The organism is Thiomonas sp. OC7, from assembly GCF_900634595.1.
GTDB lineage: Bacteria > Pseudomonadota > Gammaproteobacteria > Burkholderiales > Burkholderiaceae_C > Thiomonas > Thiomonas arsenitoxydans.
The window spans coordinates 3,781,488-3,808,082 of sequence record NZ_LR131953.1; the positions used below are offsets into that span (position 1 = coordinate 3,781,488).

At 60.9% G+C, this 26,595-nt stretch carries 23 protein-coding genes and 1 riboswitch; of the genes, 20 read left to right on the plus strand and 3 right to left on the minus strand.

Annotated elements, in window-relative coordinates; genetic code table 11:
* Positions 1-76: 76 nt before the first annotated feature.
* Positions 77-883 carry an energy transducer TonB gene (locus BIO17B3_RS18305; RefSeq protein ID WP_156055081.1) on the minus strand — a complete coding sequence of 269 codons (807 nt, stop codon included), beginning with the start codon at positions 881-883 and terminating at the stop codon, positions 77-79.
* A 304-nt stretch (positions 884-1,187) separates the two neighbouring features.
* Between BIO17B3_RS18305 and carA the strand changes: the two genes are divergently transcribed.
* From carA to BIO17B3_RS18330, 5 genes are all read left to right on the plus strand, one after another.
* Positions 1,188-2,339: a glutamine-hydrolyzing carbamoyl-phosphate synthase small subunit gene (carA, locus tag BIO17B3_RS18310; RefSeq protein ID WP_156055082.1), complete on the plus strand. Its 1,152-nt coding sequence runs from the start codon at positions 1,188-1,190 to the stop codon at positions 2,337-2,339.
* Between the two features lie 8 nt (positions 2,340-2,347).
* The gene (gene leuE, locus BIO17B3_RS18315; RefSeq protein ID WP_156055085.1) at positions 2,348-3,040 is read left to right on the plus strand and encodes a leucine efflux protein LeuE; all 693 of its coding nucleotides are present in this window, start codon (positions 2,348-2,350) and stop codon (positions 3,038-3,040) included.
* Between the two features lie 37 nt (positions 3,041-3,077).
* Positions 3,078-6,302 carry a carbamoyl-phosphate synthase large subunit gene (carB, locus tag BIO17B3_RS18320; RefSeq protein ID WP_156055086.1) on the plus strand — a complete coding sequence of 1,075 codons (3,225 nt, stop codon included), beginning with the start codon at positions 3,078-3,080 and terminating at the stop codon, positions 6,300-6,302.
* A gap of 89 nt (positions 6,303-6,391) precedes the next feature.
* Positions 6,392-6,865 (plus strand): transcription elongation factor GreA, encoded by a 474-nt coding sequence (gene greA / locus BIO17B3_RS18325; protein WP_013106110.1) that lies wholly within the window; start codon positions 6,392-6,394, stop codon positions 6,863-6,865.
* A complete protein-coding gene (locus BIO17B3_RS18330; RefSeq protein WP_156055088.1) occupies positions 6,862-7,287 on the plus strand; it encodes a DUF4149 domain-containing protein in 426 nt (141 codons plus the stop codon). The genes greA and BIO17B3_RS18330 overlap by 4 nt, the downstream gene beginning before the upstream one ends.
* Before the next feature lie 19 nt (positions 7,288-7,306).
* Here the strand turns inward: BIO17B3_RS18330 and BIO17B3_RS18335 are convergent, their stop codons facing one another.
* Positions 7,307-7,798: a YhbY family RNA-binding protein gene (locus BIO17B3_RS18335; RefSeq protein ID WP_156055090.1), complete on the minus strand. Its 492-nt coding sequence runs from the start codon at positions 7,796-7,798 to the stop codon at positions 7,307-7,309.
* A gap of 74 nt (positions 7,799-7,872) precedes the next feature.
* Here BIO17B3_RS18335 and BIO17B3_RS18340 point away from each other — a divergent pair, with 74 nt between their 5' ends.
* The 11 genes from BIO17B3_RS18340 (at position 7,873) to phoR (ending at position 19,955) form a co-directional block, all read left to right on the plus strand.
* Entirely contained in the window at positions 7,873-8,523 is a 651-nt protein-coding gene (locus BIO17B3_RS18340; RefSeq protein WP_156055091.1) for an RlmE family RNA methyltransferase, read from the plus strand.
* Between the two features lie 183 nt (positions 8,524-8,706).
* Positions 8,707-10,614, plus strand: coding sequence for an ATP-dependent zinc metalloprotease FtsH (ftsH, locus tag BIO17B3_RS18345; RefSeq protein ID WP_013123341.1), 1,908 nt, complete (start codon positions 8,707-8,709; stop codon positions 10,612-10,614).
* A 100-nt stretch (positions 10,615-10,714) separates the two neighbouring features.
* Entirely contained in the window at positions 10,715-11,542 is an 828-nt protein-coding gene (gene folP, locus BIO17B3_RS18350) for a dihydropteroate synthase (RefSeq protein WP_156055093.1), read from the plus strand.
* Between the two features lie 55 nt (positions 11,543-11,597).
* Entirely contained in the window at positions 11,598-12,914 is a 1,317-nt protein-coding gene (glmM, locus tag BIO17B3_RS18355; protein ID WP_156055094.1) for a phosphoglucosamine mutase, read from the plus strand.
* A 111-nt stretch (positions 12,915-13,025) separates the two neighbouring features.
* Positions 13,026-14,066: a phosphate ABC transporter substrate-binding protein PstS gene (gene pstS / locus BIO17B3_RS18360; protein ID WP_156055096.1), complete on the plus strand. Its 1,041-nt coding sequence runs from the start codon at positions 13,026-13,028 to the stop codon at positions 14,064-14,066.
* A 108-nt stretch (positions 14,067-14,174) separates the two neighbouring features.
* Complete coding sequence (gene pstC / locus BIO17B3_RS18365) at positions 14,175-15,179, plus strand: phosphate ABC transporter permease subunit PstC (RefSeq protein ID WP_156055097.1); 1,005 nt, start codon at positions 14,175-14,177, stop codon at positions 15,177-15,179.
* Positions 15,176-16,024 carry a phosphate ABC transporter permease PstA gene (gene pstA, locus BIO17B3_RS18370; protein ID WP_013123336.1) on the plus strand — a complete coding sequence of 283 codons (849 nt, stop codon included), beginning with the start codon at positions 15,176-15,178 and terminating at the stop codon, positions 16,022-16,024. The genes pstC and pstA overlap by 4 nt, the downstream gene beginning before the upstream one ends.
* A gap of 27 nt (positions 16,025-16,051) precedes the next feature.
* On the plus strand, positions 16,052-16,873 hold the full coding sequence (gene pstB, locus BIO17B3_RS18375) for a phosphate ABC transporter ATP-binding protein PstB (protein WP_041608978.1): 822 nt from the start codon (positions 16,052-16,054) through the stop codon (positions 16,871-16,873).
* A gap of 78 nt (positions 16,874-16,951) precedes the next feature.
* Positions 16,952-17,671: a phosphate signaling complex protein PhoU gene (gene phoU / locus BIO17B3_RS18380; protein WP_013106099.1), complete on the plus strand. Its 720-nt coding sequence runs from the start codon at positions 16,952-16,954 to the stop codon at positions 17,669-17,671.
* A gap of 37 nt (positions 17,672-17,708) precedes the next feature.
* Positions 17,709-18,437 carry a phosphate regulon transcriptional regulator PhoB gene (gene phoB, locus BIO17B3_RS18385; protein ID WP_172979069.1) on the plus strand — a complete coding sequence of 243 codons (729 nt, stop codon included), beginning with the start codon at positions 17,709-17,711 and terminating at the stop codon, positions 18,435-18,437.
* Between the two features lie 141 nt (positions 18,438-18,578).
* The gene (gene phoR / locus BIO17B3_RS18390; RefSeq protein WP_156055099.1) at positions 18,579-19,955 is read left to right on the plus strand and encodes a phosphate regulon sensor histidine kinase PhoR; all 1,377 of its coding nucleotides are present in this window, start codon (positions 18,579-18,581) and stop codon (positions 19,953-19,955) included.
* Between the two features lie 8 nt (positions 19,956-19,963).
* Here phoR and ppk1 read toward each other — a convergent pair whose 3' ends face one another.
* Complete coding sequence (ppk1, locus tag BIO17B3_RS18395) at positions 19,964-22,054, minus strand: polyphosphate kinase 1 (protein WP_156055101.1); 2,091 nt, start codon at positions 22,052-22,054, stop codon at positions 19,964-19,966.
* A 134-nt stretch (positions 22,055-22,188) separates the two neighbouring features.
* Between ppk1 and BIO17B3_RS18400 the strand changes: the two genes are divergently transcribed.
* The 4 genes from BIO17B3_RS18400 (at position 22,189) to BIO17B3_RS18415 (ending at position 26,526) form a co-directional block, all read left to right on the plus strand.
* A complete protein-coding gene (locus tag BIO17B3_RS18400) occupies positions 22,189-23,724 on the plus strand; it encodes a Ppx/GppA phosphatase family protein (protein WP_156055103.1) in 1,536 nt (511 codons plus the stop codon).
* A 74-nt stretch (positions 23,725-23,798) separates the two neighbouring features.
* The gene (locus BIO17B3_RS18405; RefSeq protein ID WP_156055104.1) at positions 23,799-24,416 is read left to right on the plus strand and encodes a histidine phosphatase family protein; all 618 of its coding nucleotides are present in this window, start codon (positions 23,799-23,801) and stop codon (positions 24,414-24,416) included.
* Positions 24,413-24,793 (plus strand): HIT family protein, encoded by a 381-nt coding sequence (locus BIO17B3_RS18410; protein WP_156055106.1) that lies wholly within the window; start codon positions 24,413-24,415, stop codon positions 24,791-24,793. The genes BIO17B3_RS18405 and BIO17B3_RS18410 overlap by 4 nt, the downstream gene beginning before the upstream one ends.
* A gap of 71 nt (positions 24,794-24,864) precedes the next feature.
* Positions 24,865-24,942: riboswitch (Fluoride riboswitch) on the plus strand.
* A gap of 222 nt (positions 24,943-25,164) precedes the next feature.
* Positions 25,165-26,526: a class I SAM-dependent methyltransferase gene (locus BIO17B3_RS18415; protein ID WP_156055108.1), complete on the plus strand. Its 1,362-nt coding sequence runs from the start codon at positions 25,165-25,167 to the stop codon at positions 26,524-26,526.
* Positions 26,527-26,595: the final 69 nt, after the last annotated feature.

The window sequence follows — 26,595 nt, forward strand, 5'->3', positions numbered from 1 at the left end:
AGCTCGCCGGGCCGCCCCTAGAGCTTCTTGCCCCTTGAGGGGAGAGCCGAGCGAAGCGAAGGTTTTCGGGGTGGTCTCAATTCAAAATGCGGAACTTGATCGGCACCAGCACCCAGGACGTGATCGACTGACCGTTGCGCGTGGCGGCCACAAAGCGCCATTGCGCCACGGTGGTTTCGGCGGCTTCGTCCAGCCGCGAATAGCCGCTGGACGACATGAGCTTGATCTGCAGCGGGCGCCCATTCGGGCCCACCTGCACCTTGAGCAGGGCCGTGCCCTCCTCACCCAATTGGCGCGACAGCCGGGGATAAGGCGGCGGCGGATTGTCGAGATACTCCGCCTTGTACGAGGCCGCAGTCTCCACGACGGGCTCGGGCGCAGCGGAGGCCGCCGCCGCGGGATGGGGCGGGCCAGGTGCCACTGTCGGCGTGGCGACCTGCGGGGCCGCACTGTGCGCGGCAGTTTTCCCCGAGTGGTCGGGAGCAGGAGGGACCGCAGGCGCTACGGTCGGCTCGATCGACGGCGTGTTCGCGCGTGGCAAGACGGGCTTCGGCGGCTGCGGGCGCTGGGATATCGTTGGAATCTGCGAGGTCGGATGCGGCGGAGCGGGGCGGGTGAAGTGCTTTTTCGGTGGGGCGGGCTGCGTTTTTTCGGGTGGCGGCACGACCGCTGTCGCCTGGGGTGGCGCAGGGGGCCGCGCGGCAGGCAGCGGCGCTTTCTGCAAGGTGATCCATTCAATCCGCTGTTCTGGCTTGTTGGGCGCCTGGGTGGGCGTGAACACCAGCCAGGCGAGCAGCAAGGCGTGCGCGAGCAGAACGCCGAACGCGAGGGCGAGCAGAGGGATGGGCCGAGGCGGGGGCGTCAGAGAGGGAAGGGTATTCATTACGGCAAGTCGGCGTGTCCGGGCGCTTTGAGCGGCCCCTGGGCCGGGCTAGGCCCAGCCCGCCCCCCGTGGGGGTCAAGGGAACTTGGGGCGGCCCAGCGTTTCCTTGAGACGCTGCGCAGACAAACCTCATGAATATAATCTGACAAATTTTGTGCGCCTGAAGTGTTGCCGCCCTGCGGTGACCCCCAAGGGGCGTGATGGTCGGGCAAATTGGCCTCACAGCTATTTGCGCGCCGCGCCCCAGATTGTCGGCCAGGCTGGCGATCCATTCCAATATCCGGGCGCTCACCGGAGAATTCTCATGCTGTCCATGCTGCCCAAAGCCGTTCTGGTTCTCGCCGACGGCTCGATCTTTCGCGGCCTCTCCATTGGCGCGAGTGGACAGACGGTTGGCGAAGTGGTGTTCAACACCGCGATGACCGGCTATCAGGAAATCCTGACCGATCCCAGCTACTGCCGCCAGATCGTCACCCTGACTTATCCGCATATCGGCAACGTCGGCGCCAACGCACAGGACGTGGAAGCGGCCCAGGTGCATGCCGCCGGGCTGATCATCAAGGATCTGCCGCTGCAGATGTCGAACTATCGCGGCGAACAGACGCTCGACGCCTATCTGCGTCAAAACGGGACGGTCGCCATCGCCGGCATCGACACCCGCAGGCTGACGCGCCACTTGCGCACCGAGGGCGCGCAAAGCGGCTGCGTCATTGCCCTAGAGGCGGGGCAAGACATCACCGATACCGTGATTCAGACGGCGCTCGATGGCGCGCGCGGCTTTGCCGGTCTGGCCGGAATGGATCTGGCCCGCGTCGTCACCACGCCGCAACCCTACGAGTGGACGCAGACCGACTGGTCGCTGGAGCGAGGTTATGGCGAAATGGCCCAACCCCTGCGTCATGTCGTGGCCTACGACTTCGGCGTGAAGTTCAACATCCTGCGCCTGCTGGCGGCACGCGGCTGCCGCGTCACCGTGGTGCCCGCGCAAACCTCTGCCGCTGACGTGCTGGCGCTGCGGCCCAACGGCGTGTTCCTCTCCAACGGCCCGGGCGACCCCGAACCCTGCGATTACGCCATTGCCGCGACCCAGAGCATCATCGCCGCCGACATGCCGACCTTCGGCATTTGCCTCGGTCATCAGATCATGGGGCTGGCCGCTGGCGGCAAGAGCTTCAAGATGAAATTCGGCCATCACGGCGCCAATCACCCGGTCAAAGACCTCGATAGCGGCCGCGTGTCCATCACCAGCCAGAACCACGGTTTTGCGGTGGACGCGGCCAGCCTGCCCGACACCGTGCGCACCACGCATGTCTCGCTGTTCGACGGCACGCTGCAAGGGCTGGCCTGGAAAAACAAACCGGCTTTCTGCTTTCAGGGCCACCCGGAAGCTAGTCCCGGGCCGCATGACATCGGCTACCTGTTCGACCGTTTTGTCGCTCTGATGGATCGCGCCTGAGACTGCCCATGGATCACATGTTCGGCGTCGTCAATCTGTGGACCTATGTGCTCGGGGTGATTTTTATCGTCCTGCTGCCGGGGCCGAATTCCCTCTATGTGCTGAGTGTGGCGGCGCAGCGCGGGGTGCGCCAAGGCTATCGGGGCGCGTTCGGGGTGTTTCTGGGCGACACGGTGTTGATGGTGCTGGCCGCAGCCGGGGCAGCCTCGTTGCTGGAAACCAATCTGGCCCTGTATCACCTGGTTCAGGCGGCGGGAGCACTGTATTTGGGTTGGCTGGGCATCAATATGCTGCGCGCGGCCTGGAAGCGCTGGCATACGCCTGATACCGGCCTGCATGCCCAGGCGCCGCAGCCTCATGCCCACCCCGCGCAGGCCGGAAAGAGGCTGGAAAACCCGTTTCAAAAAGCCTTGTTCATCAGTCTGCTCAACCCCAAGGCGATTTTGTTTTTTGTGTCGTTTTTCATCCAGTTCGTCGATCCGCATTACCCGCATCCGGCGCTGTCGTTTCTGCTGCTGGGACTTATCGTCCAGTTCTTCAGCCTGCTCTATCTGTCGGTGCTGATCTTTGGCGGCGTGCGTGTGGCGGATGCCTTCCGCCGCCGCCGACGCCTTTCCGCGCTGACGATGGGCGCGACCGGGGCCGGATTTTTCGGCTTCGGCGTGAAACTGGCGCTGGCGGCTACCGCAAGAACACACTGATTTTTCACCTGATTCAACCGCATAAAGAGACTCGCCCATGCCCAAGCGCAGCGACATTAAAAGCATTCTGATCATCGGGGCCGGCCCCATCGTCATCGGCCAGGCCTGCGAGTTCGACTACTCCGGCGCCCAGGCCTGCAAGGCGCTGCGCGAAGAGGGCTACAAGGTCATTCTGGTCAACAGCAATCCGGCGACCATCATGACCGACCCGGAAACGGCCGATGTCACCTATATCGAGCCCATCACCTGGCAGGTGGTCGAGACCATCATCGAGAAAGAACGGCCCGACGCCATCCTGCCGACCATGGGCGGGCAGACCGCGCTGAACTGCGCGCTCGATCTGCACCACAACGGGGTGTTGGGCAAGTACGGGGTGGAGTTGATCGGCGCCAAGCCCGCGGCCATCGACATGGCCGAAGACCGCCAGAAGTTCAAGCAGGCCATGACCCGCATCGGTCTGGGTTCGGCGCGTTCGGGCATTGCGCATACCCTCGAAGAAGCTTGGGGCGTGCAGAAGACCATTGGATTTCCGGTCATCATCCGACCCAGCTTCACCCTGGGCGGAACTGGGGGCGGCATCGCCTACAACCCTGAGGAATTCGAGACCATCTGCAAGCGCGGCATCGAGGCGTCGCCCACCAGCGAACTGCTGATCGAGGAATCGCTGATCGGCTGGAAAGAGTTCGAGATGGAAGTGGTGCGCGACAGCGCCGATAACTGCATCATCGTCTGCTCGATCGAAAACCTCGACCCGATGGGCGTGCACACCGGCGACTCGATCACCGTCGCCCCGGCGCAGACCCTGACCGACAAGGAATACCAGATCATGCGCAATGCCAGCATCGCGGTGCTGCGCGAGATCGGGGTCGATACCGGCGGCTCCAATGTGCAGTTCGCGGTGAATCCCGCTGACGGCCGCCTCATCGTCATCGAGATGAATCCGCGGGTGAGCCGGTCTTCGGCGCTGGCGTCCAAGGCCACAGGCTTTCCGATCGCCAAGATCGCCGCCAAGCTGGCGGTTGGCTATACCCTCGACGAACTGCGTAACGACATCACCGGCGGCGTCACCCCGGCCTCATTCGAGCCGACCATCGACTACGTGGTCACCAAGGTGCCGCGTTTTGCCTTTGAAAAATTCCCGCAAGCCGACTCGCGTCTGACCACGCAGATGAAGTCGGTCGGCGAAGTGATGGCCATGGGCCGCACGTTTCAAGAGAGTTTCCAGAAGGCGCTGCGCGGGCTCGAAGTGGGCGTCGATGGCATGAACGAAAAGACGCAAGACCGCGAGGTGCTGGAGAAGGAGCTGGGCGAGCCCGGCCCCGAGCGCATCTGGTATGTCGGCGACGCGTTCGCGCAGGGCATGAGCCTGGACGAAGTGCACCAGCTCACCCGCATCGACCCGTGGTTTCTGGCGCAGATTCAAGACATCGTGCAGACCGAGCTGGAGCTGGAGCGCAACTTCACCCTCGATCAGCTCGATCGCGAGCATCTCTACGCGCTCAAGCAGAAGGGCTTCTCTGATCGCCGCCTTGCCAAGCTGCTGCACACCACCGAGACGGCGGCGCGCAACCGCCGCCGTTCGCTGCAGGTGCGACCGGTGTTCAAGCGGGTCGATACCTGCGCGGCCGAGTTCGGCACGCAAACGGCCTATCTCTACTCGTCCTACGACGAAGAGTGCGAGGCCGCACCCACCACGCGCAAAAAAATCATGGTGCTGGGCGGCGGGCCCAACCGCATCGGCCAGGGCATCGAGTTCGACTATTGCTGCGTGCACGCGGCACTGGCCATGCGGGCCGATGGCTATGAAACCATCATGGTCAACTGCAACCCGGAGACGGTGTCGACCGATTACGACACCTCCGACCGACTGTATTTCGAGCCGCTCACGCTGGAAGACGTGCTGGAAGTCGTCGATAAGGAGCGGCCGACGGGTGTGATCGTGCAGTATGGCGGGCAGACGCCGCTCAAGCTCGCACTCGATCTCGAAGCCAACGGCGTGCCCATCATCGGCACCAGCCCGGACATGATCGACATGGCCGAAGACCGTGAGCGCTTCCAGCACTTGGTCGAGCAGCTCGGCCTGCTGCAGCCGCCCAACCGCACCGCGCGCTCGGAAGCCGAGGCGCTGACCAAGGCCGAGGAAATCGGCTACCCGCTGGTGGTGCGTCCCAGCTATGTGCTGGGCGGGCGGGCGATGGAAATCGTGCACGAACAGCGCGACCTCGAACGCTATATGCGCGAAGCAGTGAAGGTGAGTCACGATTCGCCGGTGCTGCTCGACCGCTTTTTGAATGACGCCATCGAATGCGATGTCGATGCCATCTGCGACGGCACTGAGGTGTTCATCGGCGGGGTGATGGAACACATCGAGCAGGCCGGTGTGCACAGCGGCGACTCGGCCTGCTCGCTGCCGCCATACTCGCTATTGGCCGCCACAGTGGCACGCATCAAGGAGCAGACCGTCAAGCTCGCGCATGGCCTCAAGGTCGTTGGCCTGATGAATGTGCAGTTTGCCATTCAGCAACTCGACGGCAAAGATCGCATCTTCCTGCTGGAAGTGAACCCGCGGGCTTCGCGCACCGTGCCTTTTGTCTCCAAGGCCACGGGGTTGCAACTCGCCAAAATCGCCGCACGCTGCATGGCCGGCCAGACGCTGGCGCAGCAAGGCATTACAAGGGAAATCACGCCGCCCTACTACTGCGTGAAAGAGGCGGTGTTTCCGTTCAACAAATTCCCGGGTGTCGATCCCATCCTCGGGCCTGAAATGAAATCGACGGGCGAAGTCATGGGTGTGGGCCGAACCTTTGGCGAGGCCTTCGTCAAGTCGCAGCTCGCGGCCGGTACCCGCCTGCCCGATCCGCAGGCCGGCGGCAAGGTGTTCCTTTCAGTCAAGCAAAGCGACAAGCCGGACGCCGTTGAAGTGGCGCGTCAGTTGGTGGCCATGGGTTTTGGCGTAGTAGCCACCCGCGGAACCGCGGCCGCCATCGCCGAGGCGGGGGTGGAAGTGCAGGTGATCAACAAGGTCACCGAGGGGCGCCCGAATATCGTGGACATGCTCAAGAGCAACGAGATCGTGCTGGTGATCAACACGGTGGAAGAGCGCCGCAATGCCATCACCGACTCGCGCGCCATCCGTACTTCGGCACTGGCCGCGCGGGTTACGACCTACACCACCATTTCCGGCGCACTTGCCGCGGTCGAGGGGATGAAACAACTGCAGAAAATCGCGGTTTACCCCTTGCAATCATTCGCAAACGCGTAAAATCAGTTTCATCTGAGCACCGCACCCAGGCGATTCGACGCCGCAGGCTGCGGTGCTCGTTTTTTTCCTGGTTAAACGGAGGCCCAATCATGGCGACCCCCATGACGCGCAAAGGCGCGGAACAACTCAAGCAAGAACTGCATCGTCTCAAGACCATCGAGCGACCCGCGGTGATCCAGGCCATCGCCGAGGCGCGTGCGCAAGGCGATTTGTCTGAAAACGCCGAATACGACGCGGCCCGCGACAAGCAGGGCTTTATCGAAGGCCGCATCGCCGATATCGAGGGCAAGCTCGGCACAGCGCAGATCATCGATCCGAGCGAACTGCAGGCCGACGGCCGCGTGGTGTTCGGCGCTACGGTGGAACTGAGCGACGAATCCAGCGGCGACGAAATCACCTACCAGATCGTGGGTGACGACGAAGCCGATCTCAAGCAGGGACGAATTTCCATCAACTCCCCCATCGCTCGGGCGCTGATCGGCAAAGAGTCCGGTGAAGTTGCGCAGGTCGCCGCGCCGGGTGGCGTGCGCCACTACGAAATCCTTGCCGTGCACTACCGATGAGCAGTCTGCGCACCCGCTGGTTTCTCGCCGCGCTCTGGCTGGGCGGCATGGTGGCCGTCGGCCTCATCGGCGCACCTACGGCGTTCGCCACGGTGCCCGAAAAAATGATCGCCGCCGCCGTGGCCAGTCGCATGTTCTACTTCATGGCGCTGGCCGCCATCGTTTTCGGCGTGCTGATTGCCGCGCTCGAACGGTTTGCCGACAAAAGGACGATGTCAGCGGATCTGTTGTTGCCGCTGGGTGGCGTGTCTTTTGCCGTCCTGGGCGAGTTCGGCGTGGTGCCTCGGTTGCTGCAGGCCGCCTATAGCCATTCGCCGCAAGCAGGCATGTGGCACGGTATCGCCAGTCTGGTGTTCGCCCTGCAGGCCCTGTGTGTGGCGGCGTATGTGTGGCGGCTGCCAACACGCCGCAAAACGGCCTGAAACCTCTTTTGAATGCGTTTCAGCCGCGAGACGATTTTTTCACGCTGGTCTGGCGCGGCTTGGCGCGCTTGACCTTGCCCGTGGCCGAAAGGCGCTGATTGCCCAGCAGGGTGACACGCTTGACCTTGGCCCGGTGTGTCGGGCTGCTGGCAGGCACGACCACTTTGACGGTGCGGGGCGATTTGCCGCGCTTGGCAACTTGCGTTTCTTCTCCAGGCGCCTGCCGGGTTTCTTTCGGGCGTGGCCGGTACAACACCAGCAGTTTGCCAATCGCCTGCACAGGAGCGGCGCCCAACGTGTCGCAGATGGTGTGTTGCATGGCTAGGCGCGCCGCGGCATCGTCACCGAACACGCGCACCTTGATGAGTTCGTGCGCCTTGAGCGCCACGTCGATTTCCGCCAGATTGGCCGGAGTGAGCCCTTGCTCGCCGATCATCACGACGGGTTTGAGCCCATGTGCCTGGGCGCGCAGGCTGCTGCGAAAGGGCGGAGTGAGTTCCAATGGGGTCATGATTGCCAAGCGCGTCGCGTCATCTCTGCGCGCGCATTTTGAAGTCTTAATCCGCTATTGTCCTTGAAGAACCCATGTCGAGTGCGAAGAAAAACAAATTCAGCAAAGCCTGGCTGCAGGATCATCTCAACGATCCCTATGTGAAGCTGGCGCAGCGTGAGGGCTATCGAGCCCGCGCCGCCTACAAACTCAAGGAAATCGACGAGGCCGAGGGGCTGTTAAGGCCCGGGCAGATCGTGGTCGATCTGGGCAGCACGCCGGGCTCGTGGTCGCAATATGCGCGCAACCGGCTGATGCGTGGCGGCGCGGTTCAGGGCACTATTTTGGCGCTGGATTTGCTGCCCATGGAGCCCGTGCCCGATGTGCATTTTCTGCTGGGTGACTTCCGCGAAGAGGCGGTGGTGAACCAGTTGGAGGCGCTTCTCGAAGGGCGCAAGGTCGACGTGGTGTTGTCCGATATGGCGCCCAATCTCACCGGCATTCCGTCGGCTGATGCGGCCCGAATCGAACATCTGAGCGAACTCGCCCTGGACTTTGCCCAGCGCTGGCTGCAACCCCAGGGCGCGATGGTGATCAAGACCTTTCACGGCAGTTATTACAGTCAGATCGTGAAGGCTTTCAAGCTGGTATTCCAGCAGGTGAAGGCGGTCAAGCCGCAAGCATCGCGAGACAAATCGGCGGAAACTTTCATCCTGGCGCGAACGCTGAAAAAGTCGGCTGCGTAAGCGCTCAACGTGATTGCAGCCACCGCGACAGACTTGCTATTTGTCAAATTCGATCAGATTGACGGAATCAATAGCCCATTTTGTCGGATCGGTTTTCCACAATCGCTGCGCCCCGCCTCTTGAAATGCCTAAAATGCGCTGCATGTCTTGCATCTGCGCTTGCCCTGTTTCAGGAGGTTGGTTTTGAATAATCAATGGTTTTCCAAAATTGCGATCTGGCTGGTGATCGGTCTCGTACTGTTCACGGTGTTCAAGCAGTTCGATCGTCCCCAGCAGACCGCAGATGCCGTGAGCTACACCCAGTTCATGCAAGACGCGAAAGCCGGGCGCATCAAAAAAGTCATCGTGCACCAGAGCGGTATTCTGGACGTCACGACCACGGAAGGGCGTCGTTTCAATCTCACCTCGCCCGGCGACCTGTGGATGGTGGGCGATCTGGTGAAAGACGGTGTCGATGTCGTCGGCGCGCCGCGCCAGGAGCAATCGTTCCTGACGCAGATCTTCATTTCCTGGTTCCCGATGCTGTTGCTGATCGGCGTCTGGGTGTACTTCATGCGCCAGATGCAGGGCGGTGGCCGTGGCGGTGCGTTCAGCTTCGGCAAGTCCAAGGCCCGCCTGCTCGATGAATCGAGCAACAACGTAACCTTTGCCGACGTCGCCGGTTGCGACGAGGCCAAGGAAGACGTGAAGGAACTGGTGGACTTTCTTAAAGATCCGCAGAAATTCCAGAAACTTGGCGGGCGCATTCCCCGGGGCGTGCTGCTTGTCGGCCCGCCCGGTACCGGCAAGACGCTGCTGGCCAAGAGTATTGCGGGCGAAGCAAAAGTGCCGTTTTTTACCATCTCGGGTTCTGATTTTGTCGAAATGTTCGTCGGTGTGGGCGCGGCTCGTGTGCGCGACATGTTCGAGAACGCGAAAAAGCATGCACCCTGCATCATCTTCGTCGACGAAATCGACGCTGTGGGTCGCCATCGTGGCGCTGGTCTGGGCGGCGGCAACGATGAACGCGAGCAGACCCTCAACCAGATGCTGGTGGAGATGGACGGCTTCGAGACCAATCTCGGGGTGATCGTGATCGCGGCGACCAACCGGCCCGACATTCTCGACCCGGCGCTGCTGCGTCCTGGCCGCTTCGACCGGCAGGTCTATGTCACGCTGCCGGATATCCGCGGTCGCGAGCAGATTCTGCAAGTGCATATGCGCAAGATTCCCGTGGGCACCGATATCCGGGCCGACATTCTGGCGCGAGGCACTCCCGGATTCTCTGGCGCCGATCTGGCCAATCTGGTCAACGAGGCCGCTCTGTTCGCCGCTCGCCGCAGTGCGCGCGTGGTTGAAATGGAAGACTTCGAACGCGCCAAAGACAAGATCATGATGGGTGCGGAGCGCAAGGGCATGGTCATGCCGGAAGAAGAGCGCCGCAATACGGCCTATCACGAGTCGGGCCACGCGCTGGTTGCCATGATGCTGCCTAAGACCGATCCGGTGCACAAGGTCACCATCATTCCGCGCGGCCGCGCACTAGGCGTCACTATGCAGTTGCCTGAGACCGATCGCTACAGCATGGATCGTGACCGCATGCTCAACATGATCTCCGTGCTGTTCGGCGGCCGCATTGCCGAAGAAGTGTTCATGAATCAGATGACCACGGGCGCTTCCAATGACTTCGAACGCGCCACGCAGCTGGCACGCGACATGGTCACGCGCTACGGAATGACCGAGTCGCTGGGCCCCATGGTTTACGCGGAGAACGAAGGCGAGGTGTTCCTCGGACGGTCGATTACCAAGACCACGCATGTTTCGGAGCAGACCATGCAGAAGGTCGATTCGGAGATCCGTCGCATCATCGACGAGCAGTACGCCTTGGCTCGTCGGCTGATCGAAGAAAACAAGGACAAGATGCACGCCATGGCGGCAGCCTTGCTCGAATGGGAAACCATCGACTCCGATCAACTGGCCGACATCATGGCGGGCCGCGAGCCCCGTCCACCCAAGCTGCCGCCCAGCAGCGGCCCGACGTCCGCCCCGCGTACGCCCTCGGCGCCCGCAACCGGCGCTGCGCCTGACGCCCCTTCAGCGACGGCGGCCTGATTTTCGGGCTTCACTGGCGGTATTCATATTCAGCTCGCCACAGCGAGTTCAGCAACGGCCCGGTCTAAAACCGGGCCGTTTTTTTTAGGAATCATCTCCGATGGCAAGTCATTGGCAAGCAGGGCGCTTCACCCTGCAATTGCATCGGCCCCTGGTCATGGGCATCGTCAACGTCACGCCGGATTCATTTTCCGATGGCGGGCAGCATGCGGATGCGGTGCTCGCCTTGCGACATGCACAGACTTTGGTGGAGCAGGGGGCCGATATTCTGGATATTGGCGGCGAGTCGTCCCGCCCGGGCTCTCCGCGGCTGAGCCATGCGCAGGAATGGGCGCGCATCGCCCCGGTTTTACAGGAGGCCGTGCGCTGGAACGTCCCGGTTTCGGTGGATACTTACCAACCCGAAACCATGCGCCGTGCACTCGATCTGGGCGCGGACATCATCAACGATATTCACGCTTTGCAGCGGCCGGGCGCCCTTGAAGTGGTCGCCGCTTCAAAGGCCGGGGTCTGTCTCATGCACATGCAGGGCGATCCCGCCAGCATGCAGCAGGCGCCGCACTATGCGGACGTTTTAGGCGAAGTCAGGGAATTTCTGTGGAGCCGTGTCGCTGCGGCCGAGTCGATGGGTATCGACCGATCCCGCGTCGCCCTCGATCCGGGGTTTGGCTTTGGCAAAACGCTGGAACACAATCTGACTCTTGCGAAAGGTTTACCTGAGCTCGCGCAATCGGGATACCCGCTGCTGGTGGGACTTTCGCGTAAATCGATGATCGGCGCACTGACGGGGCGCGATGTGGGCGAGCGTCTGCCGGGCAGCTTGGCCGCAGTGCTGGCTTGTGTGGCAGCGGGTGCGCAGATCGTGCGCGTCCACGACGTTGGCCCGACATGCGACGCGATTAAAGTGTGGAGCGCCATGCGCGCCTAAGTTCGGGCTTGCTCAAGCGCGCACAACAACCGCATAACAACCTTTGGGAGAAGGAATGAGCAGACAGTATTTCGGGACCGACGGCGTCCGTGGCCATGTGGGCAAAAGCCCGATCGTGCCAGAGTTCGGCATGCGCCTGGGGCATGCCGCGGGCAAGGTGTTGCGCAGCCAAGGCGTCGGTCGGCCGACGGTGTTGATCGGCAAAGACACACGTATCTCGGGCTATATGCTCGAAGCTGCGCTGGAGTGCGGCTTCATTGCCGCCGGTTGCGATGTGGTGCTGGTCGGCCCATTGCCCACGCCCGGAGTGGCCTATCTCACCCGCGCACTGCGCCTCGATCTGGGCGTGGTCATCAGTGCATCGCACAATCCGTTTGCCGACAATGGCATCAAGTTTTTCTCGGCGGGCGGCAGCAAGTTGCCCGATGTCTGGGAGCTGGAAGTGGAAGCAACCCTGCCCGAGGCCGAGGGCTGCGTGCCCTCCGAGCAACTCGGCAAGGCCCGCCGACTCGATGATGCCGCGGGGCGCTACATCGAGTTTTGCAAAAGCACGTTTCCCAATCACTTCACCCTCAAGGGCCTGCGGCTGGTGGTGGACTGTGCGCATGGTGCGGCCTATCACATCGCGCCCGCGGTGTTTCATGAACTGGGGGCCGAGGTTATTTCCATCGGGGCGCAGCCCGATGGTTTCAATATCAACAAAGAGGTCGGTGCAACGGCGCCGGATGCGCTGATTCGCGCGGTGCGCGCCAACCAGGCCGACTACGGCATCGCCCTTGATGGCGACGCCGACCGCCTGCAACTCGTCGACCGCCACGGCCGCCTGTTCAATGGTGACGAGTTGCTTTATCTGCTGGCGATGGATCGCAAGCCCGCGGGTGTGGTTGGCACGCTGATGACCAATCTCGCGGTGGAAAAAGCGCTTGAGCAGCAGGGCATGGAATTCGTGCGCGCGGCCGTTGGCGACCGCTATGTGCTCGAAGAACTGCTCGCACGCGGCTGGCAGCTTGGCGGCGAAGGCTCTGGTCACATGCTGCTGCTCGATCGGCATACGACAGGCGACGGTATCGTCGCCGCGCTGCAGATGCTTGAGCTTGTCGTGCGAACCGGTCGCAGCCTGGGTGAGCAATTGCAGGCCGTCCAACTGTTTTCGCAGACGCTGCTCAACGTCAAGCTGCCGCCCGGGCTCGACTGGAAAACACATGCCAAGTTTGCGAGTGCGCGCGCTGCCGCTGAGACTCAGCTCAATGGGAGTGGCAGGCTGCTCATCCGCCCATCAGGCACCGAGCCCGTGTTGCGCATCATGGTCGAACACCGCGACGCACAGGCAGGGGAGCGCATCGCTAGAGAACTTGCCCAGTCTCTTGGTTGATTGGGTCTGTTCCAGCATGCTTGACAACGTCATATGATTGTCACAATCGATTTCTACGATCCATTGTGTGGCAGAAAGCCATTTCTGAAACCCTCTCAAGGAGAATGACACATGAACTGGAATCGTCGATCTTTTGGCAAGGCTGCGCTGGCCATTGCCGTCTCTGGTGCATTGAGCACCGGCATCATGACCACGGCTTTTGCCGCTACCAGCCTGACTGGCGCCGGGAGCACCTGGGTGTACCCCTTGGTGGTGAAATGGTCCGTCGCCTATGACAAGGAGACTGGCACCAAGGTCAACTATCAAGGTATCGGGTCTGGTGGCGGTATTGCTCAGATCAAGGCCGGCACGGTGGCGTTTGGCGCCAGCGATATGCCCCTCAAACCTGAAGAACTGGAAAAAGATGGACTGATTCAGTTCCCTACAGCGGTTGCAGGCGAAGACCTGGTGTACAACCTGCCGGGCATTAAGCCGGGTGAGTTGATTCTTAGCGGCCCCGTCGTTGCTGACATCTATCTTGGCAAGATCAAGAAGTGGAATGATCCGGCGATCGAAAAGCTCAACCCCGGCCTCAAGCTCCCCAGCATGGATATCACCGTGGTGCACCGCTCGGACGGTTCCGGTACCACGTTCACTTTTGCTGACTACCTCTCCAAGGTCAGCCCTGAGTGGAAACAAAAAGTCGGTGCCAACACCTCGCTGAACTGGCCCACCGGGGTAGGCGGTAAGGGCAACGAGGGGGTGGCAGCTTATGTGCAGCGCATTTCCGGCTCCATTGGTTACGTTGAATATGCTTACATTCTCGAAAACAAGATGTCCTATGCCCGCATGATCAATCGTGATGGCAAGGTCGTGAGCCCTAGTCTCAAGGGCTTTCAGGATGCCGCTGCCCACGTTGATTTCAACAAGGCGCAAGACTTCTACGTCATTCTGACTGATCACACTGGCCCGGACACCTGGCCGATTTCGGGCTGCACCTGGCAGATCCTGAGCAAGAAGGCTCCCAAGGCGACCAATGAGGAAGTCACCAAATTCTTCACTTGGGGCTTCGAACATGGTCAGAAAATGGCCGAGTCGATTGCCTTTGGCCCATTGCCGACTAGCACGGTTGATGTCATCAAGACTTACTGGAAGAAAAACCTCGGCATCTGAGTTCGCCTGAGGTTGTCTTCAGCGTGATGGCTGTGAACCAGGCACTTTCAAGCGAAAAAGCTTTGGAGTGCCTGGTTTGTTTCATAAGAGATCAGAAAGTGAAATGACATGAGCGCATCCGGAGCGGCGGCAAGCAAATCACTTGACCAAAACACTTCGGAGCAAAATCCTGCGAAGAAGATTGGCTCTTCTTTTGCAGATATTTTGTTCCGCAAGGGGACGGGTTTCATTGCCTTCATCGTAGCGATCGCTTTGATCGCCATCATGATTTCCCTCATTATCGAGGGCTGGCAAGCCATTCACACCTTCGGTTGGAAGTTTCTTGTCACTTCAACCTGGGACCCCGTGACCAATGAATACGGCGCGCTGGTCTTCATTGTGGGCACGCTGGTCAGTTCGGCGATCGCCATGGTGATCGCGGTTCCGGTGAGTTTCGGTATTGCGCTGTTTATTTCTGAGCTGTCGCCAAACTGGATGCGCGGTCCGATTTCCGCAACCATTGAACTGCTGGCCGCCATTCCCAGCATTATTTATGGCATGTGGGGTTTGCTCGTTTTTGCGCCCTGGTTTGCAAATATAGAGCCTTGGATCAACAATAATCTAGGTGCAATACCTGGAATTGGTATTTTGTTTCAGGGCCCGCCCATGGGCATTGGTATGTTGACGGCGGGTATCGTACTTGCCATCATGATCATTCCGTTCATCGCCTCGATTATGCGCGATGTTTTTCTGATTACTCCACCGCCCTTGAAAGAGTCCGCTTATGCGCTGGGTGCGACGACTTGGGAGGTTGCCAGTAATGTCATTCTCCCTTACACACGCACGGCGGTGACAGGCGGAATTTTTCTAGGCCTAGGTCGGGCGCTGGGCGAAACCATGGCGGTCACCTTCATCATCGGCAATGCCAATAACCTGAGCGCGAGTCTTTTGATGCCCGGTGCATCGATTGCTTCGGTTATTGCAAACGAATTCACCGAGGCGACGACAAGCTTATATAAGTCATCACTGCTCGCCTTGGGTTTGGTGCTTTTTGTGATTACAGTTATTGTGCTCGCTTTGGCAAAGCTACTGCTGATGCGTCTTGAGTCCAGCCAAGAAGGCAAAAAATCATGATGTCGCTTTACACACGCCGCCAATTGATCAATAAAATCAATATGATTATTGCCGTATTGATGACGGCATTCGGAATTTTTTGGGTGATCTGGATTCTCTGGACCACCGCACGGTATGGTTTGCCAGCACTAAATCTTCACCTTTTTACGCAGGATACGCCTCCTCCGGGCGCAGAAGGTGGCGGATTGCGCAATGCCTTTGTCGGGAGTTTCATTCTTCTAGGTATTGCTGTAGTGATCGGAACGCCTATCGGCATTCTGGCGGGAACTTGGCTGGGCGAGTTTGCCGTCAAGCGCAAGCTCGGTGGGGTAGTGCGATTTCTTAATGACATTCTGCTGAGCGCACCCTCCATCGTCGTTGGCTTGTTCGCTTATGCAATTTTGGTCGATCCGTTAGGCCATTTCTCGGCGTTTTCAGGTGGTGTTGCTCTCGCACTGATTCTGATCCCGGTCGTGGTGCGCACGACAGATGAAATGTTGCGTCTTGTGCCGGGTTCATTACGTGAAGCGGCCATAGCCCTCGGCACGCCCTATTGGAAAATGGTGACCAAGATCACCTGGAAAGCCGCCTCTACCGGAATTTTGACGGGTGTGATTCTTGGGGTAGCGCGAATCAGCGGTGAAACGGCACCTCTGCTCTTCACGGCGCTCAACAATCAGTACTTTAGTTCAGATGTGTGGCATCCGATGGCGAATTTGCCTGTAGTTATTTTTCAGTTTGCTATGAGTCCTTATGCGAACTGGCAACAAATGGCTTGGGCTGGCGCGTTTGTGGCGGTGGTGTTCATCCTGATTCTCAGCCTGGGTTCACGGTGGTTAATCAGCCGCGGCGGTGTGAAATCCTGACCTGAAACTATCATATTGGAATTAATTATGGAAACGACTATCGCCCCTCCTCGCCCTTCCGTTACTCCGACCCGCCAATCTGGCCCGTCAGATAACCCCGTCAAGATTCAGACCAGGAAGCTATGTTTTTACTACGGCAACTTTAAGGCCATCAACAACGTCGAACTTGATATTCCAGGCAATCAAGTTACGGCATTTATCGGGCCGTCTGGCTGTGGAAAATCAACCCTGCTTCGTATGTTCAACCGGATGTATGAACTCTATCCGGGTCAACGCGCAGAGGGTGAAATTAATATTGATGGCGAAAATATCCTCACCAGCAAAAAAAATGTTTCGCTGATTCGCGCGAAAATCGGTATGGTGTTCCAAAAACCTACGCCATTTCCGATGTCAATCTATGAAAACATCGCGTTTGGCGTTCGACTTTATGAAAGTATGTCTCGTTCGGAGATGGATGAGCGAGTCGAGACAAGTTTGACCAGGGCCGGTTTGTGGAATGAAGTGAAGGATAAATTGCAGCAAAGTGGCATGGGACTGTCCGGCGGGCAGCAGCAGCGGCTTTGCATTGCACGGGGTATTGCGATTAAACCGGAGGTCTTGCTGCTTGATGAACCGACTTCCGCGCTCGATCCGATATCAACTGGCAAGATCGAAGAGTTGGTCACCGAGTTGAAAAAGGACTACACGGTCGTTATTGTGACGCATAATATGCAGCAAGCGGCTCGTGTTTCAGATTACACGGCTTATATGTATCTTGGGGAGCTTGTTGAATTCGGGCAAACCGATCAGATTTTCCTGAAACCCAAGAAGCAGGAGACCGAGGACTACATAACCGGTCGTTTCGGATGATCTGGTACTAAAAGCACTTCCATACTTGGCAGAACCCTTGCCTCAAGCCCAGATAGTTCCAATAAAGGATTTCGTACCATGGATGATAAACCCCATCTGTCGACACAGTTCGACGCTGAAATCAACGCTGTATCCACCCGTGTGCTTGAAATGGGCGGGCAGGTTGAATCGCAACTGGCGCAGGCCATCTATTCCCTGCGCCACCTCGATGTCGAGGCCGCGCGCACCGTGCTGCAGGTCGAGAAGCGGGTGAACCAGATGGAGGTGGATATTGACGCCGACATCACGCAAATCATCGCCAAGCGCCAGCCCACGGCGCGTGATCTGCGTTTGCTGGTGGCCATCTCCAAGGCTATCGCCAATCTGGAGCGGGCTGGTGACGAGGCGGCCCGCATCGCCCGCATGGCGCGCGACATTGTCGAATCGGGCACGCCCATGACCATCGGCATCAGCGATCTGCAGCACGCGTCTGATCTCGCCATCGAGCAAATGCGCAAATCGCTCGACGCCTTCGCGCGTCTTGACGAGAAAGCGGCGGTTGACATCGTCGAATCCGACTTCCGCATTGACGAGGAGTTTGATGGCTTCACCCGCAAGGTCATCACCTATGTGATGGAAGACCCTCGCGCCATTTCCACCATGCTCGATCTGATGTTCGTGGCCAAGGCCATCGAGCGCATTGGCGACCATGCCAAGAACATCGCCGAGTTGGTGATTTACATCGTGCGCGGCACCGATGTGCGGCACAACAAGGAAGCCTTCCGCGAAGTGGCGGGCTCGCTTGGATCCGCGCTTTGATTCAGCGTTTTGTTCTGAAAAGCACCCTGCCATGAGTCTGTCGAGCAATATTCTGATCGTCGAAGACGAGCCCGCCATCGCCGAATTGCTGGCGATGAATTTGCAGCATGCCGGCCATTGCCCCATTCGCGCTGGCAGTGCCGAAGAGGCGCTGCGGGTCATTCGCGACGTGTTGCCCGATGTGCTGTTGATCGACTGGATGCTGCCGGGCATGTCGGGCGTGGCGCTGGCGCGGGCCTTGCGCACCGATGCGCGCACCAAGGCCATTCCCATCATTATGCTTACCGCCCGCAGCGAAGAGGGCGACAAAGTGCAGGGGCTCGACGCCGGGGCGGACGACTACATCACCAAGCCGTTCTCACCCAAGGAGCTGCTGGCCCGCATTCGCGCGGTGCTGCGCCGTCGCGCGCCGCAGCTCACTGCCGAGCAGGTACAGATCGGCGGGTTGTCGGTCGATCCGTCCAGCCGTCGCGCCTTGTTCAAGAAGCCGGGAAGCGAGCCTCTGGAAATCAGGTTGGGGCCCACCGAGTTCAAGTTATTGCACTACCTCATGGCGCATCCCGAGCGAGTGCACAGCCGAGGCGCGCTGCTGGACAAGGTGTGGGGCGACCACGTGTTCATCGAAGAGCGCACGGTGGACGTGCACATCAAGCGTCTGCGCGAAGCGCTGTCTCCGGTGCAATGCGCCGAGATGGTGGAAACGGTGCGCGGAGCGGGCTATCGCTTTACCGCACAGTCGCGCTCACCGCAGGTCTCGGCTGCCTGAGATAGCCACACTCAGGTTCCCCACTGAGGTAGCCCGCCCAGGTCGCCGCTTGATGCCGCCCGGCCGAAAAGGGCTTCGTCTGCTTTACAGTGTGAATCGATACAAGTACGACACCTGAGCGCAGCCTTTCGCGCGTTTCCCATGATCTCTGTCGCCTGGCGCATCTCCCTTATTCTGCTTCTGGTTCTGGTGGCCGCAGGGGTTGGGGCTTTGATCGACGGGCGCTCTGGCGCCATGGTGGCGGCGCTGCTGGTGCTCATCGGCGCGGTGGCGCGTGATTCCATCGCGCTGTCGCGATTGATCCGCTGGCTCAAGGCGCCCGAAGTGACACCGGTGCCCAATGGCTCTGGCGCCTGGGCCGAAGTGTTTTACCGGGCATCGCGTCAATTGCGGCTGTGGACGGGGCGTCTGGGCTACGAGGAGTCCAAGCTGCACCGCTTCATCGAGGCGCTGCAGGTCTCGCCCAACGGGGTGATTCTGCTCGATGAAAACAACCAGATCGACTGGTGCAACGCCACTGCGGCGCAGCACTTCGGTCTGGACGCGCAGCGCGATCTTCGCCAACATGCGGTGCACCTGATTCGCACCCCCGAGTTTGTCGCCTATCTCCAGGCGGCGCACTTTCACGAGCCCTTGCACATGCACCGCGCAGGTTCTCGGTCGCAGTTCACGCTGAGCGTGCAGGTCTTTCCCTATGGCGATCAGCAGAAACTGCTGCTGTCGCAAGACATCACGCAGCTCGAGCGCACCGAGTCGATGCGCCGCGATTTCGTGGCCAATGTGTCGCATGAGATCAAAACCCCGCTGACCGTGCTGGGGGGGTTCGTCGAAACCATGCGCGACATGCCGCTCGACGAAACCCAGCGCCTGCGCGTGCTCGACATGATGCAGACCCAGTCCGACCGCATGCGGCATCTCGTGGATGATCTGCTTGTGCTGGCGCGGCTGGAGGGCGATCCCTATCCTCCGACCGAAATGGTCATCGACATGCCGTCGATGATGACGCAGTACCAGAACGAGGCGCTGGCGCTGTCCGGCGGAAGGCATCAGATCAAGATGGAAGCGCGTACCGATCTGTGGGTGCGCGGTAGCCCGCAAGAGCTGCATTCCGCGCTCTCCAATCTGGTCAGCAACGCGGTGCGCTACACCCCGGACGGCGGCGCCATCAGCCTGGCATGGGACGCCGTTTTGATCGACGGCCAGCCCCGCTACGCAGAATTCAGCGTGAGCGACACCGGCATCGGCATTGCCGCGGAGCATATTCCGAGGCTGACCGAGCGCTTCTACCGTGTCGATCGTGGACGTTCGCGCGAGTCGGGCGGTACCGGGCTGGGGCTGGCGATCGCCAAGCATGTGCTGGTGCGGCATCAGGCCGAACTGCTGGTGCACAGCACCCCCGGCAAGGGCAGCCGGTTTGTGGTGCGCTTCCCGGCCGCCCGGCTGGCCCCCGCAGGCACACCCTCTGCAGGACGTGCCGCGGAGGTTTCACCCAAAGAAGGCGCGCTCAAGGCCGCTTGAAACGCCGTCTAATTTTTGCGTTCCATCCGCGAGTGCATCAGCACCTGATGGCAGCTCAGGCGGCTGCGTGAGCCGCGCGGACGGTGGTAATTGCCCTCGCTGTCCATCTCCCAGGCGTTGCCCGGGTGTTGCCACTGCATGCGCAGACCCTCGCGGATGACCTGCGCCTTGATCTTGTTGTCGAGCAAGGGCACGGCGATTTCGACCCGGCGAAGCAGATTGCGCTCCATCCAGTCGGCTGAGGAGATATAGACCTCGGCTTCGCCGCCGTTGTGGAAGTAGAACACCCGTGAATGTTCGAGAAAGCGGCCGATGGTCGAACGCACCCGAATGTTGTCGGACAAACCTTCCACGCCCGGGCGCAGCATGCAGGCGCCGCGCACCAGCAGTCGCACCTCCACACCCGCCTGTGAGGCGGCATAAAGCGCCTCGATCACTGTGGGTTCGAGTAGTGCGTTGATTCGCGCCCAGACGCGCGCGGGCTTGCCGCTGCGCGCGTGGTCGGCCTCTCGTGCGATGGCGGCCAGCACATTGGCATGCAGGGTGAACGGGGCCTGCCACAGCCGCCTGAGTTCCTGCGCCTGGCTGGAGCCGGTGATTTGCAGAAACACGCGGCGCGCGTCCTCGCAGATTTCCGGGTTGGCGGTCATCAGGCCGAAGTCGGTGTAAAGCCGCGCGGTGCGGGCGTGATAGTTGCCGGTGCCCAGATGTGCGTACATGCGCAGCACCTTGCGGCCGGTGCCCTCGGCGGCTTCGCGGCGGACGATGAGCAGCATCTTGGCATGGCACTTGAAGCCGACCACGCCGAAGACCACATGCGCGCCCGCCGCCTCCAGCCGCGACGACCAGTTGATATTGGTTTCTTCGTCTAGCCGCGCCATCAGTTCCAGCACCACGGTGACTTCCTTGCCATTACGCGCCGCTTCGATGAGGGCGTCCATCAGCTCGGAATTGCCGCCGGTGCGGTAAATGGTCTGCTTGATGGCGACCACGAACGGATCGCGCGCGGCCGTCCTCACCAGATCGACCACGGGAGCGAAGGCATCGTAGGGATGGTGCAGCAGGATGTCGCGGGCCCGGATGCGATCGAAGATCTCGGTATCCACGCCGGGCCAGTCTCGCGGTAGGGCGGGCAGATAGGGGCTGAACAGCAGTTGCGGCTCGTTGACGTAGTCAAGAATTTCCTGCAGTCGCACCAAGTTCACCGGGCCGTCCACCCGGTAGCAGTCTTGCGGCACGATATTGTTTTCGCGCAGCAGGCGGTCGATGACGGCGTGCGGGCAATCGGCCGCCACTTCCAGCCGCACCGCATCGCCGAAGTGCCGGGCGCGTAGTTCGCCTTGCAGTGCGGCGCGCAGATTGGTGATGTCGTCGTCGTCGATGAACAGTTCGCTGTTGCGGGTGACGCGAAACTGATGCACGCCGAGCACTTCGAGTCCCGGAAACAGTTGCCCGGCAAACGCCTGCATGCACGACGACAGCAGCATGAACCCGTATCGCGCGTCGCACAGCTCCGGCGGCATGGGCACGACCCGGGGCAAGGTGCGCGGGGTTTGCACCACGCCCAGCTCGATATTGCGGCCGAAGGCGTCGGTGCCGCCGAGTTGCACGGCGAACACCAGGTTCTTGTTGATGACGCGGGGGAAGGGATGCGCCGGATCGAGGCCGATCGGCGTGAGCAAGGGCGAAACTTCGGTCTCGAAATAATGCTGCGCCCAGGCGCGCTGCGCATCGGTCCAGTCGGGCAGGCGGTACAGGCGGATGCCCTGCTTGTCGAGTGCCGGCAGCACGGCCTGTTGCAGCACGCGGTACTGGTCGGCAATCAGGGCGTGGGCGCGTTCGGAAATCTCGGTCAGGGCTTTGCTGACGAGCATGCCATCAGGCGTGCGTGAAGCCGGGTCGGCTTCCAGCATGTCTTGCAGGGTGGCGACGCGGGTTTCAAAAAACTCGTCCATATTGCTCGACACGATGCTGAGAAACCGCAACCGTTCGAGTAGGGGATTGGTGTCGTCGAGCGCCTGAAACAGCACACGGCGATTGAATTCGAGAGTGCCCAGCTCACGATTGAGCAGGCGAGGTGCGGTGGCGGGATGGGACATGAATAACTCTGGCGGAGAAGCGACTGGCATTTTGCCAGTGCCGGGAACAAACCGAGCGAGAATGACGGTTTAGCATGAAATCTTGATGACATTTTTCAAAAACCTGTCATCAAACCAACGTTCAATTGCTGCTTATGCCCAACCTGCTCAATCAACACCTTGCCGCCGTCGATCTTGGATCGAACAGTTTTCGCATGCTTATCGGACGGGCGCAGGACAGTGCGGCGGGGGTGCAGGTCTATGCCATCGACTCCTTGCGCGAGCCGGTACGTCTGGCAGCGGGGCTGGACGACAAAAAGTATCTGTCGGAAGCCGCGCAGCAAATCGCGTTGCAAACCCTGCAGCGCTTCGGCGAGCGCCTGCGCCAGTTTCACCCGGACCGGGTGCGGGCCGTGGCCACCAACACGGTGCGCGTGGCCAAGAATGCCCCGCAGTTTCTGCAGCGCGCGCAGGCGGCGCTGGGGTTTCCGATCGAGGTCATTGCCGGGCGGGAAGAGGCGCGGCTGGTCTATATCGGTGCGGCGCATTCGGTCTCGGTGGTGCAGGGCAAGCGCCTGGTGGTCGACATCGGCGGGGGCTCGACCGAGTTCATCATCGGCCAGGGCTATGAGCCGGGGATGATGGAGTCGCTCTACATCGGCTGCGTGTCGATGAGCCAGCGCTTCTTTCCGGGCAATCAGGTGGACGAGACCACCATGCGCGCGGCCGAGATTGCGGCGCGCAAGGAGATTCAGATCATCGCCGCCGACTTCAAGCGCAATGGCTGGAACCATGCGGTGGGTTCCAGCGGTACGGCGCGCGCTCTGGCCGACATGATCGGCGGCAGCGGTTTCAACCCGCCCGACCAGCCGGGCGACATCACCTTGCAAGGGCTGCGCGAACTGCGTCGCACCTTCGTGCGGGCGGGCAATCTCAACAAGCTGCGCATGGAGGGGCTCAAACCCGACCGCGTGCCGGTGGCGGCCGGCGGGCTGGCCATCATGCTCGGCGTCTTCGAGGAGTTGGGCATACAGTCGATGGAAGTGACGGATGCCGCGCTGCGCTTGGGCGTGCTCTACGACCTGCTGGGGCGCGAGCAGTCGCAAGACATGCGCGAAGTCACCGCCCTGCAGTTCACGCAGCGCTATGGCGCCGATGCCCAACAGGCGCGACGGGTCTCGGAACTGGCCCTGCGGCTCTATGCGCAGTTGCGCCCCAACGCCACCGAAGCCGATCAGCGCCTGCTGCGCTGGGCCGCTCAGTTGCACGAAATCGGCCTGTCGATTTCGCACAGCGCCTATCACAAGCATTCGGCTTATATCGCGGCCAACGCCGATATGCCGGGTTTCTCGCGCGGCGAGCAGGCGGCGCTGGCGCAACTGGTGTTGACTCACACCGGCAAACTGAAAAAACTCAGCGCTACTGATCTTGAAAACATTGATCTCGACGCCGTCCTGGCGCTGCGCCTGGCGGTCATTCTGGCGCGCAACCGCACCGCGGTTGACATCGATGGACTGCATCTGCGTTACCAACCGGCTGGAGTGAAGCTCTCGGGCCTGCGGCCGCCGCTCGATATCGTTGCCCCGGAGCCCTGGCTCAAAGGCAATCCGCTGACCGAATACAGCCTGCGGCAAGAGGCCGCCGAGTGGACGCGGCTGAACTGGAACGTCGCGTTACAAAGTCCTTCTTGATCGCGTCATGCCTGCCGCGTAATGTTTGAGCAGAGGCCGCAAAAGCGGTACTGAGCTACAAACTGGAGCTGACGATGCAGATCATCCTCACACGGCATGGTGAAGTTGAAGGCATTCATCCCGAGCGTTTTCGCGGGCGTATGGAACTGGAGTTGACCGCACTCGGTCGCCATCAGGCCAAGGCGGTGGCGCAGCGCATCGCCGCCGAGTTTTCCCCGCAGGCGGTTTACACCAGCCCGATGGGACGCTGCCGCGAAACCAGCGCCGACATTGCCGCGGCCTGCGGCCTGAGCGCACAGGTGCTCGAAGGGATGAACGATCTCGACTACGGCCAGTGGCAGTGGAAGACGCACGAGGAGGTGAAGGCAGCGCATCCGCAGACCTACGCCTTATGGAAAAGCGCGCCGCAGTGGGTGCGCTTTCCCGGCGGCGAGTCGCTGCAGGACTTGGCGCAGCGCACTGCCGACGGCCTGAGGGCGCTTTTGCAGCGTCATGCCGAGCACACCGTGGTGCTGGTCGGGCACGACAGCGTCAACCGCGCGCTGCTGCTGCACGCGCTCGATCTGCCGCTATCGGGCTACTGGCGCATCACGCAAAAGCCTTGCTGCCTCAATCTTTTCAGCGTGGATGCACAAGGCAAGGTCGCGCTGCAACTCGTCAACGACACCACGCATCTGCGAGGCTTGGCATGAAATCCGGCGGCGATTCGCAGTGCCCGTTCTGCCAGGACATGCCCTGGGTGCTGCGCAACGGACTGGGCTTTGCGGTGTATGACCGCACGCCCGTCAACCCGGGGCATCTGCTGCTCATTCCCTTTCGCCATGTAGCCGACTGGTTCGACTGCACCCCGCAGGAACATCAGGCGCTGCTCGAACTAGCTGCTCAAGGCCGCGCTCTGCTGCTGCGCGAGCACCGGCCGGATGGTTTCAACCTGGGCGTGAATTGCGGCCGTGCGGCCGGGCAGAGCATTTTCCATGTGCATCTGCACCTCATCCCGCGTTACGACGGCGACATGGACGAGCCGCTGGGCGGTGTGCGCGGCGTGATTCCGGCGCGGCAGAAGTATTGAGCGATTGCATTTCGAAGCAACCTTGAGCGCCCCGGACATTGACCCTGCGCATTTCATGGCCTAAATTCAAATCAACAAACGGCGATGGAGTTCGCCGTGCAATTGCCTCAATAGGGGTTTCGCCCCAGGCTGATGACTCCTACCCATGTTCCGGTTGACCTGCTGCCTGTGCAGCAGGCGCCGCCTTCAGGGAGGAGTCGCGGATGTTTACATCCCCATTGATCAGGAGTGTCTTGCCGCAGGCGCAAGACGGGGCTTCCGCCCAGCGCTTTCGGTCCGCGCAAAAACAACTCATGCTCCCGCTTTGTTCACAGCGCCTGTGTCTGCTGGTGCGTCGGTTCGTGCTTGCCAACATCTGAAAGGAGTTCCGTATGTCTTCGATCTCATCTTCTCTTCTTGGCCGGGTTGACGCGCGTCTGTCCCATCTTCCGCTGCCCTGCAGTGTGGTGCTGCCGGGCGGGCAGCGCGTGGGCCCGAGCAACGCGCAAATCGAAATGCGCCTGCGCGACAAGCGGGCGCTATGGCACATCACCACCGGGCAGATCGGCAAACTGGCTGAAGATTATGTCGAGGGGATGGTGGACATTCTGGGCAATCTGCGCGACCTCATGCGCATCGCCCCGGTGCTGCTCGACGACGACCCGCGCAACGAGCCTTCGGCCGCCACCGCGCGGATGTGGCACGGCTTGCGCCGCACCCTGTGGGAGCACAGCCACCACAGCCGCGAAAAGGATGCCGCGCAGATTCAGAGCCATTACGACGTGTCCGACGATTTTTATGCCCTGTGGCTCGACCCGCGCCGGGTGTATTCCTGCGCCTATTTCGCCGAGCCGTCGATGACCCTGGCGCAGGCGCAGGAAGCCAAGCTCGATCACATCTGCACCAAGCTCATGCTCAAGCCGGGCGAGCGCTTCATCGACATCGGCGCAGGGTGGGGCGGGCTGCTGCTGTGGGCCGCCGAGCACTACGGCGTGGACGCGACCGGCATCACCCTGTCGAAGAATCAATACAACCATGTGAACCGGCTGATCGTCGAAAAAGGCTTGCAGGGACGAGTGCGCATGTTGCTGCAGGACTACCGCGATGTGGACGAATCGCAGCCCTTCGACAAGGTCGCTTCGGTGGGCATGTGCGAACACGTCGGCCGCCCGAATCTGCCGCTGTATTTCAGCAAAATCCGCCGCCTGCTCAAGCCGGGCGGGCTGGTGATGAACCACGGCATCACCGCCGGCGGGGTGGACAACAGCCAGCTCGCCGGCGGCATGGGCGACTTCATCGAGAAGTACATCTTCCCGGGCGGGCAGCTCGTGCATGTCAGCGTAATGGCCGAGACCATGACGCGCGGCGGCCTGGAGCCGCTGGATTTCGAATGTCTGCGGCCGCATTACGCCAAAACGCTGTGGTACTGGGTCGATGCGCTCGAAGGCCATCTCGACGAAGCTCGCCGCGTGCTGGGCGAGCATGCGGAGAAGACCTTGCGCGCTTACCGGCTGTACCTCGCGGGATCGGCCATGGGCTTTGAGCAGGGATGGATTTCGCTGTTCCAGATTCTTGGAAGCCGCCCGGATGGTGTGGTGGAAGACCGCATCGACTGCGACCGCCTGCTGCGGGCCCGGCAGTCCGAGTATCCGTTCAACCGTAGCTACCAGTATGCGGGCAAGACAAGCGCAGGCTCGGCAGTCGCGGAGAAGCCGCAAGTCGTTGCGGCGCCGGTCGAAGCGCAGACGGCGTAGTTGCGCGTCATTTTGCGAGTGCGGCGGCGCGGTTTCGCGCCGTCGATGTCCACCCTTCAAGGAGAGGCC

Excerpts from the sequence above, each read along its gene's own strand:
- BIO17B3_RS18305 (WP_156055081.1), bottom strand. The coding sequence starts at position 883 with ATGAATACCCTTCCCTCTCTGACGCCCCCGCCTCGGCCCATCCCTCTG.
- carA (WP_156055082.1), top strand. The coding sequence starts at position 1,188 with ATGCTGTCCATGCTGCCCAAAGCCGTTCTGGTTCTCGCCGACGGCTCG.
- leuE (WP_156055085.1), top strand. The coding sequence starts at position 2,348 with ATGGATCACATGTTCGGCGTCGTCAATCTGTGGACCTATGTGCTCGGG.
- carB (WP_156055086.1), top strand. The coding sequence starts at position 3,078 with ATGCCCAAGCGCAGCGACATTAAAAGCATTCTGATCATCGGGGCCGGC.
- greA (WP_013106110.1), top strand. The coding sequence starts at position 6,392 with ATGGCGACCCCCATGACGCGCAAAGGCGCGGAACAACTCAAGCAAGAA.
- BIO17B3_RS18330 (WP_156055088.1), top strand. The coding sequence starts at position 6,862 with ATGAGCAGTCTGCGCACCCGCTGGTTTCTCGCCGCGCTCTGGCTGGGC.
- BIO17B3_RS18335 (WP_156055090.1), bottom strand. The coding sequence starts at position 7,798 with ATGACCCCATTGGAACTCACTCCGCCCTTTCGCAGCAGCCTGCGCGCC.
- BIO17B3_RS18340 (WP_156055091.1), top strand. The coding sequence starts at position 7,873 with ATGTCGAGTGCGAAGAAAAACAAATTCAGCAAAGCCTGGCTGCAGGAT.
- folP (WP_156055093.1), top strand. The coding sequence starts at position 10,715 with ATGGCAAGTCATTGGCAAGCAGGGCGCTTCACCCTGCAATTGCATCGG.
- glmM (WP_156055094.1), top strand. The coding sequence starts at position 11,598 with ATGAGCAGACAGTATTTCGGGACCGACGGCGTCCGTGGCCATGTGGGC.
- pstS (WP_156055096.1), top strand. The coding sequence starts at position 13,026 with ATGAACTGGAATCGTCGATCTTTTGGCAAGGCTGCGCTGGCCATTGCC.
- pstC (WP_156055097.1), top strand. The coding sequence starts at position 14,175 with ATGAGCGCATCCGGAGCGGCGGCAAGCAAATCACTTGACCAAAACACT.
- pstA (WP_013123336.1), top strand. The coding sequence starts at position 15,176 with ATGATGTCGCTTTACACACGCCGCCAATTGATCAATAAAATCAATATG.
- pstB (WP_041608978.1), top strand. The coding sequence starts at position 16,052 with ATGGAAACGACTATCGCCCCTCCTCGCCCTTCCGTTACTCCGACCCGC.
- phoU (WP_013106099.1), top strand. The coding sequence starts at position 16,952 with ATGGATGATAAACCCCATCTGTCGACACAGTTCGACGCTGAAATCAAC.
- phoR (WP_156055099.1), top strand. The coding sequence starts at position 18,579 with ATGATCTCTGTCGCCTGGCGCATCTCCCTTATTCTGCTTCTGGTTCTG.
- ppk1 (WP_156055101.1), bottom strand. The coding sequence starts at position 22,054 with ATGTCCCATCCCGCCACCGCACCTCGCCTGCTCAATCGTGAGCTGGGC.
- BIO17B3_RS18400 (WP_156055103.1), top strand. The coding sequence starts at position 22,189 with ATGCCCAACCTGCTCAATCAACACCTTGCCGCCGTCGATCTTGGATCG.
- BIO17B3_RS18405 (WP_156055104.1), top strand. The coding sequence starts at position 23,799 with ATGCAGATCATCCTCACACGGCATGGTGAAGTTGAAGGCATTCATCCC.
- BIO17B3_RS18410 (WP_156055106.1), top strand. The coding sequence starts at position 24,413 with ATGAAATCCGGCGGCGATTCGCAGTGCCCGTTCTGCCAGGACATGCCC.
- BIO17B3_RS18415 (WP_156055108.1), top strand. The coding sequence starts at position 25,165 with ATGTCTTCGATCTCATCTTCTCTTCTTGGCCGGGTTGACGCGCGTCTG.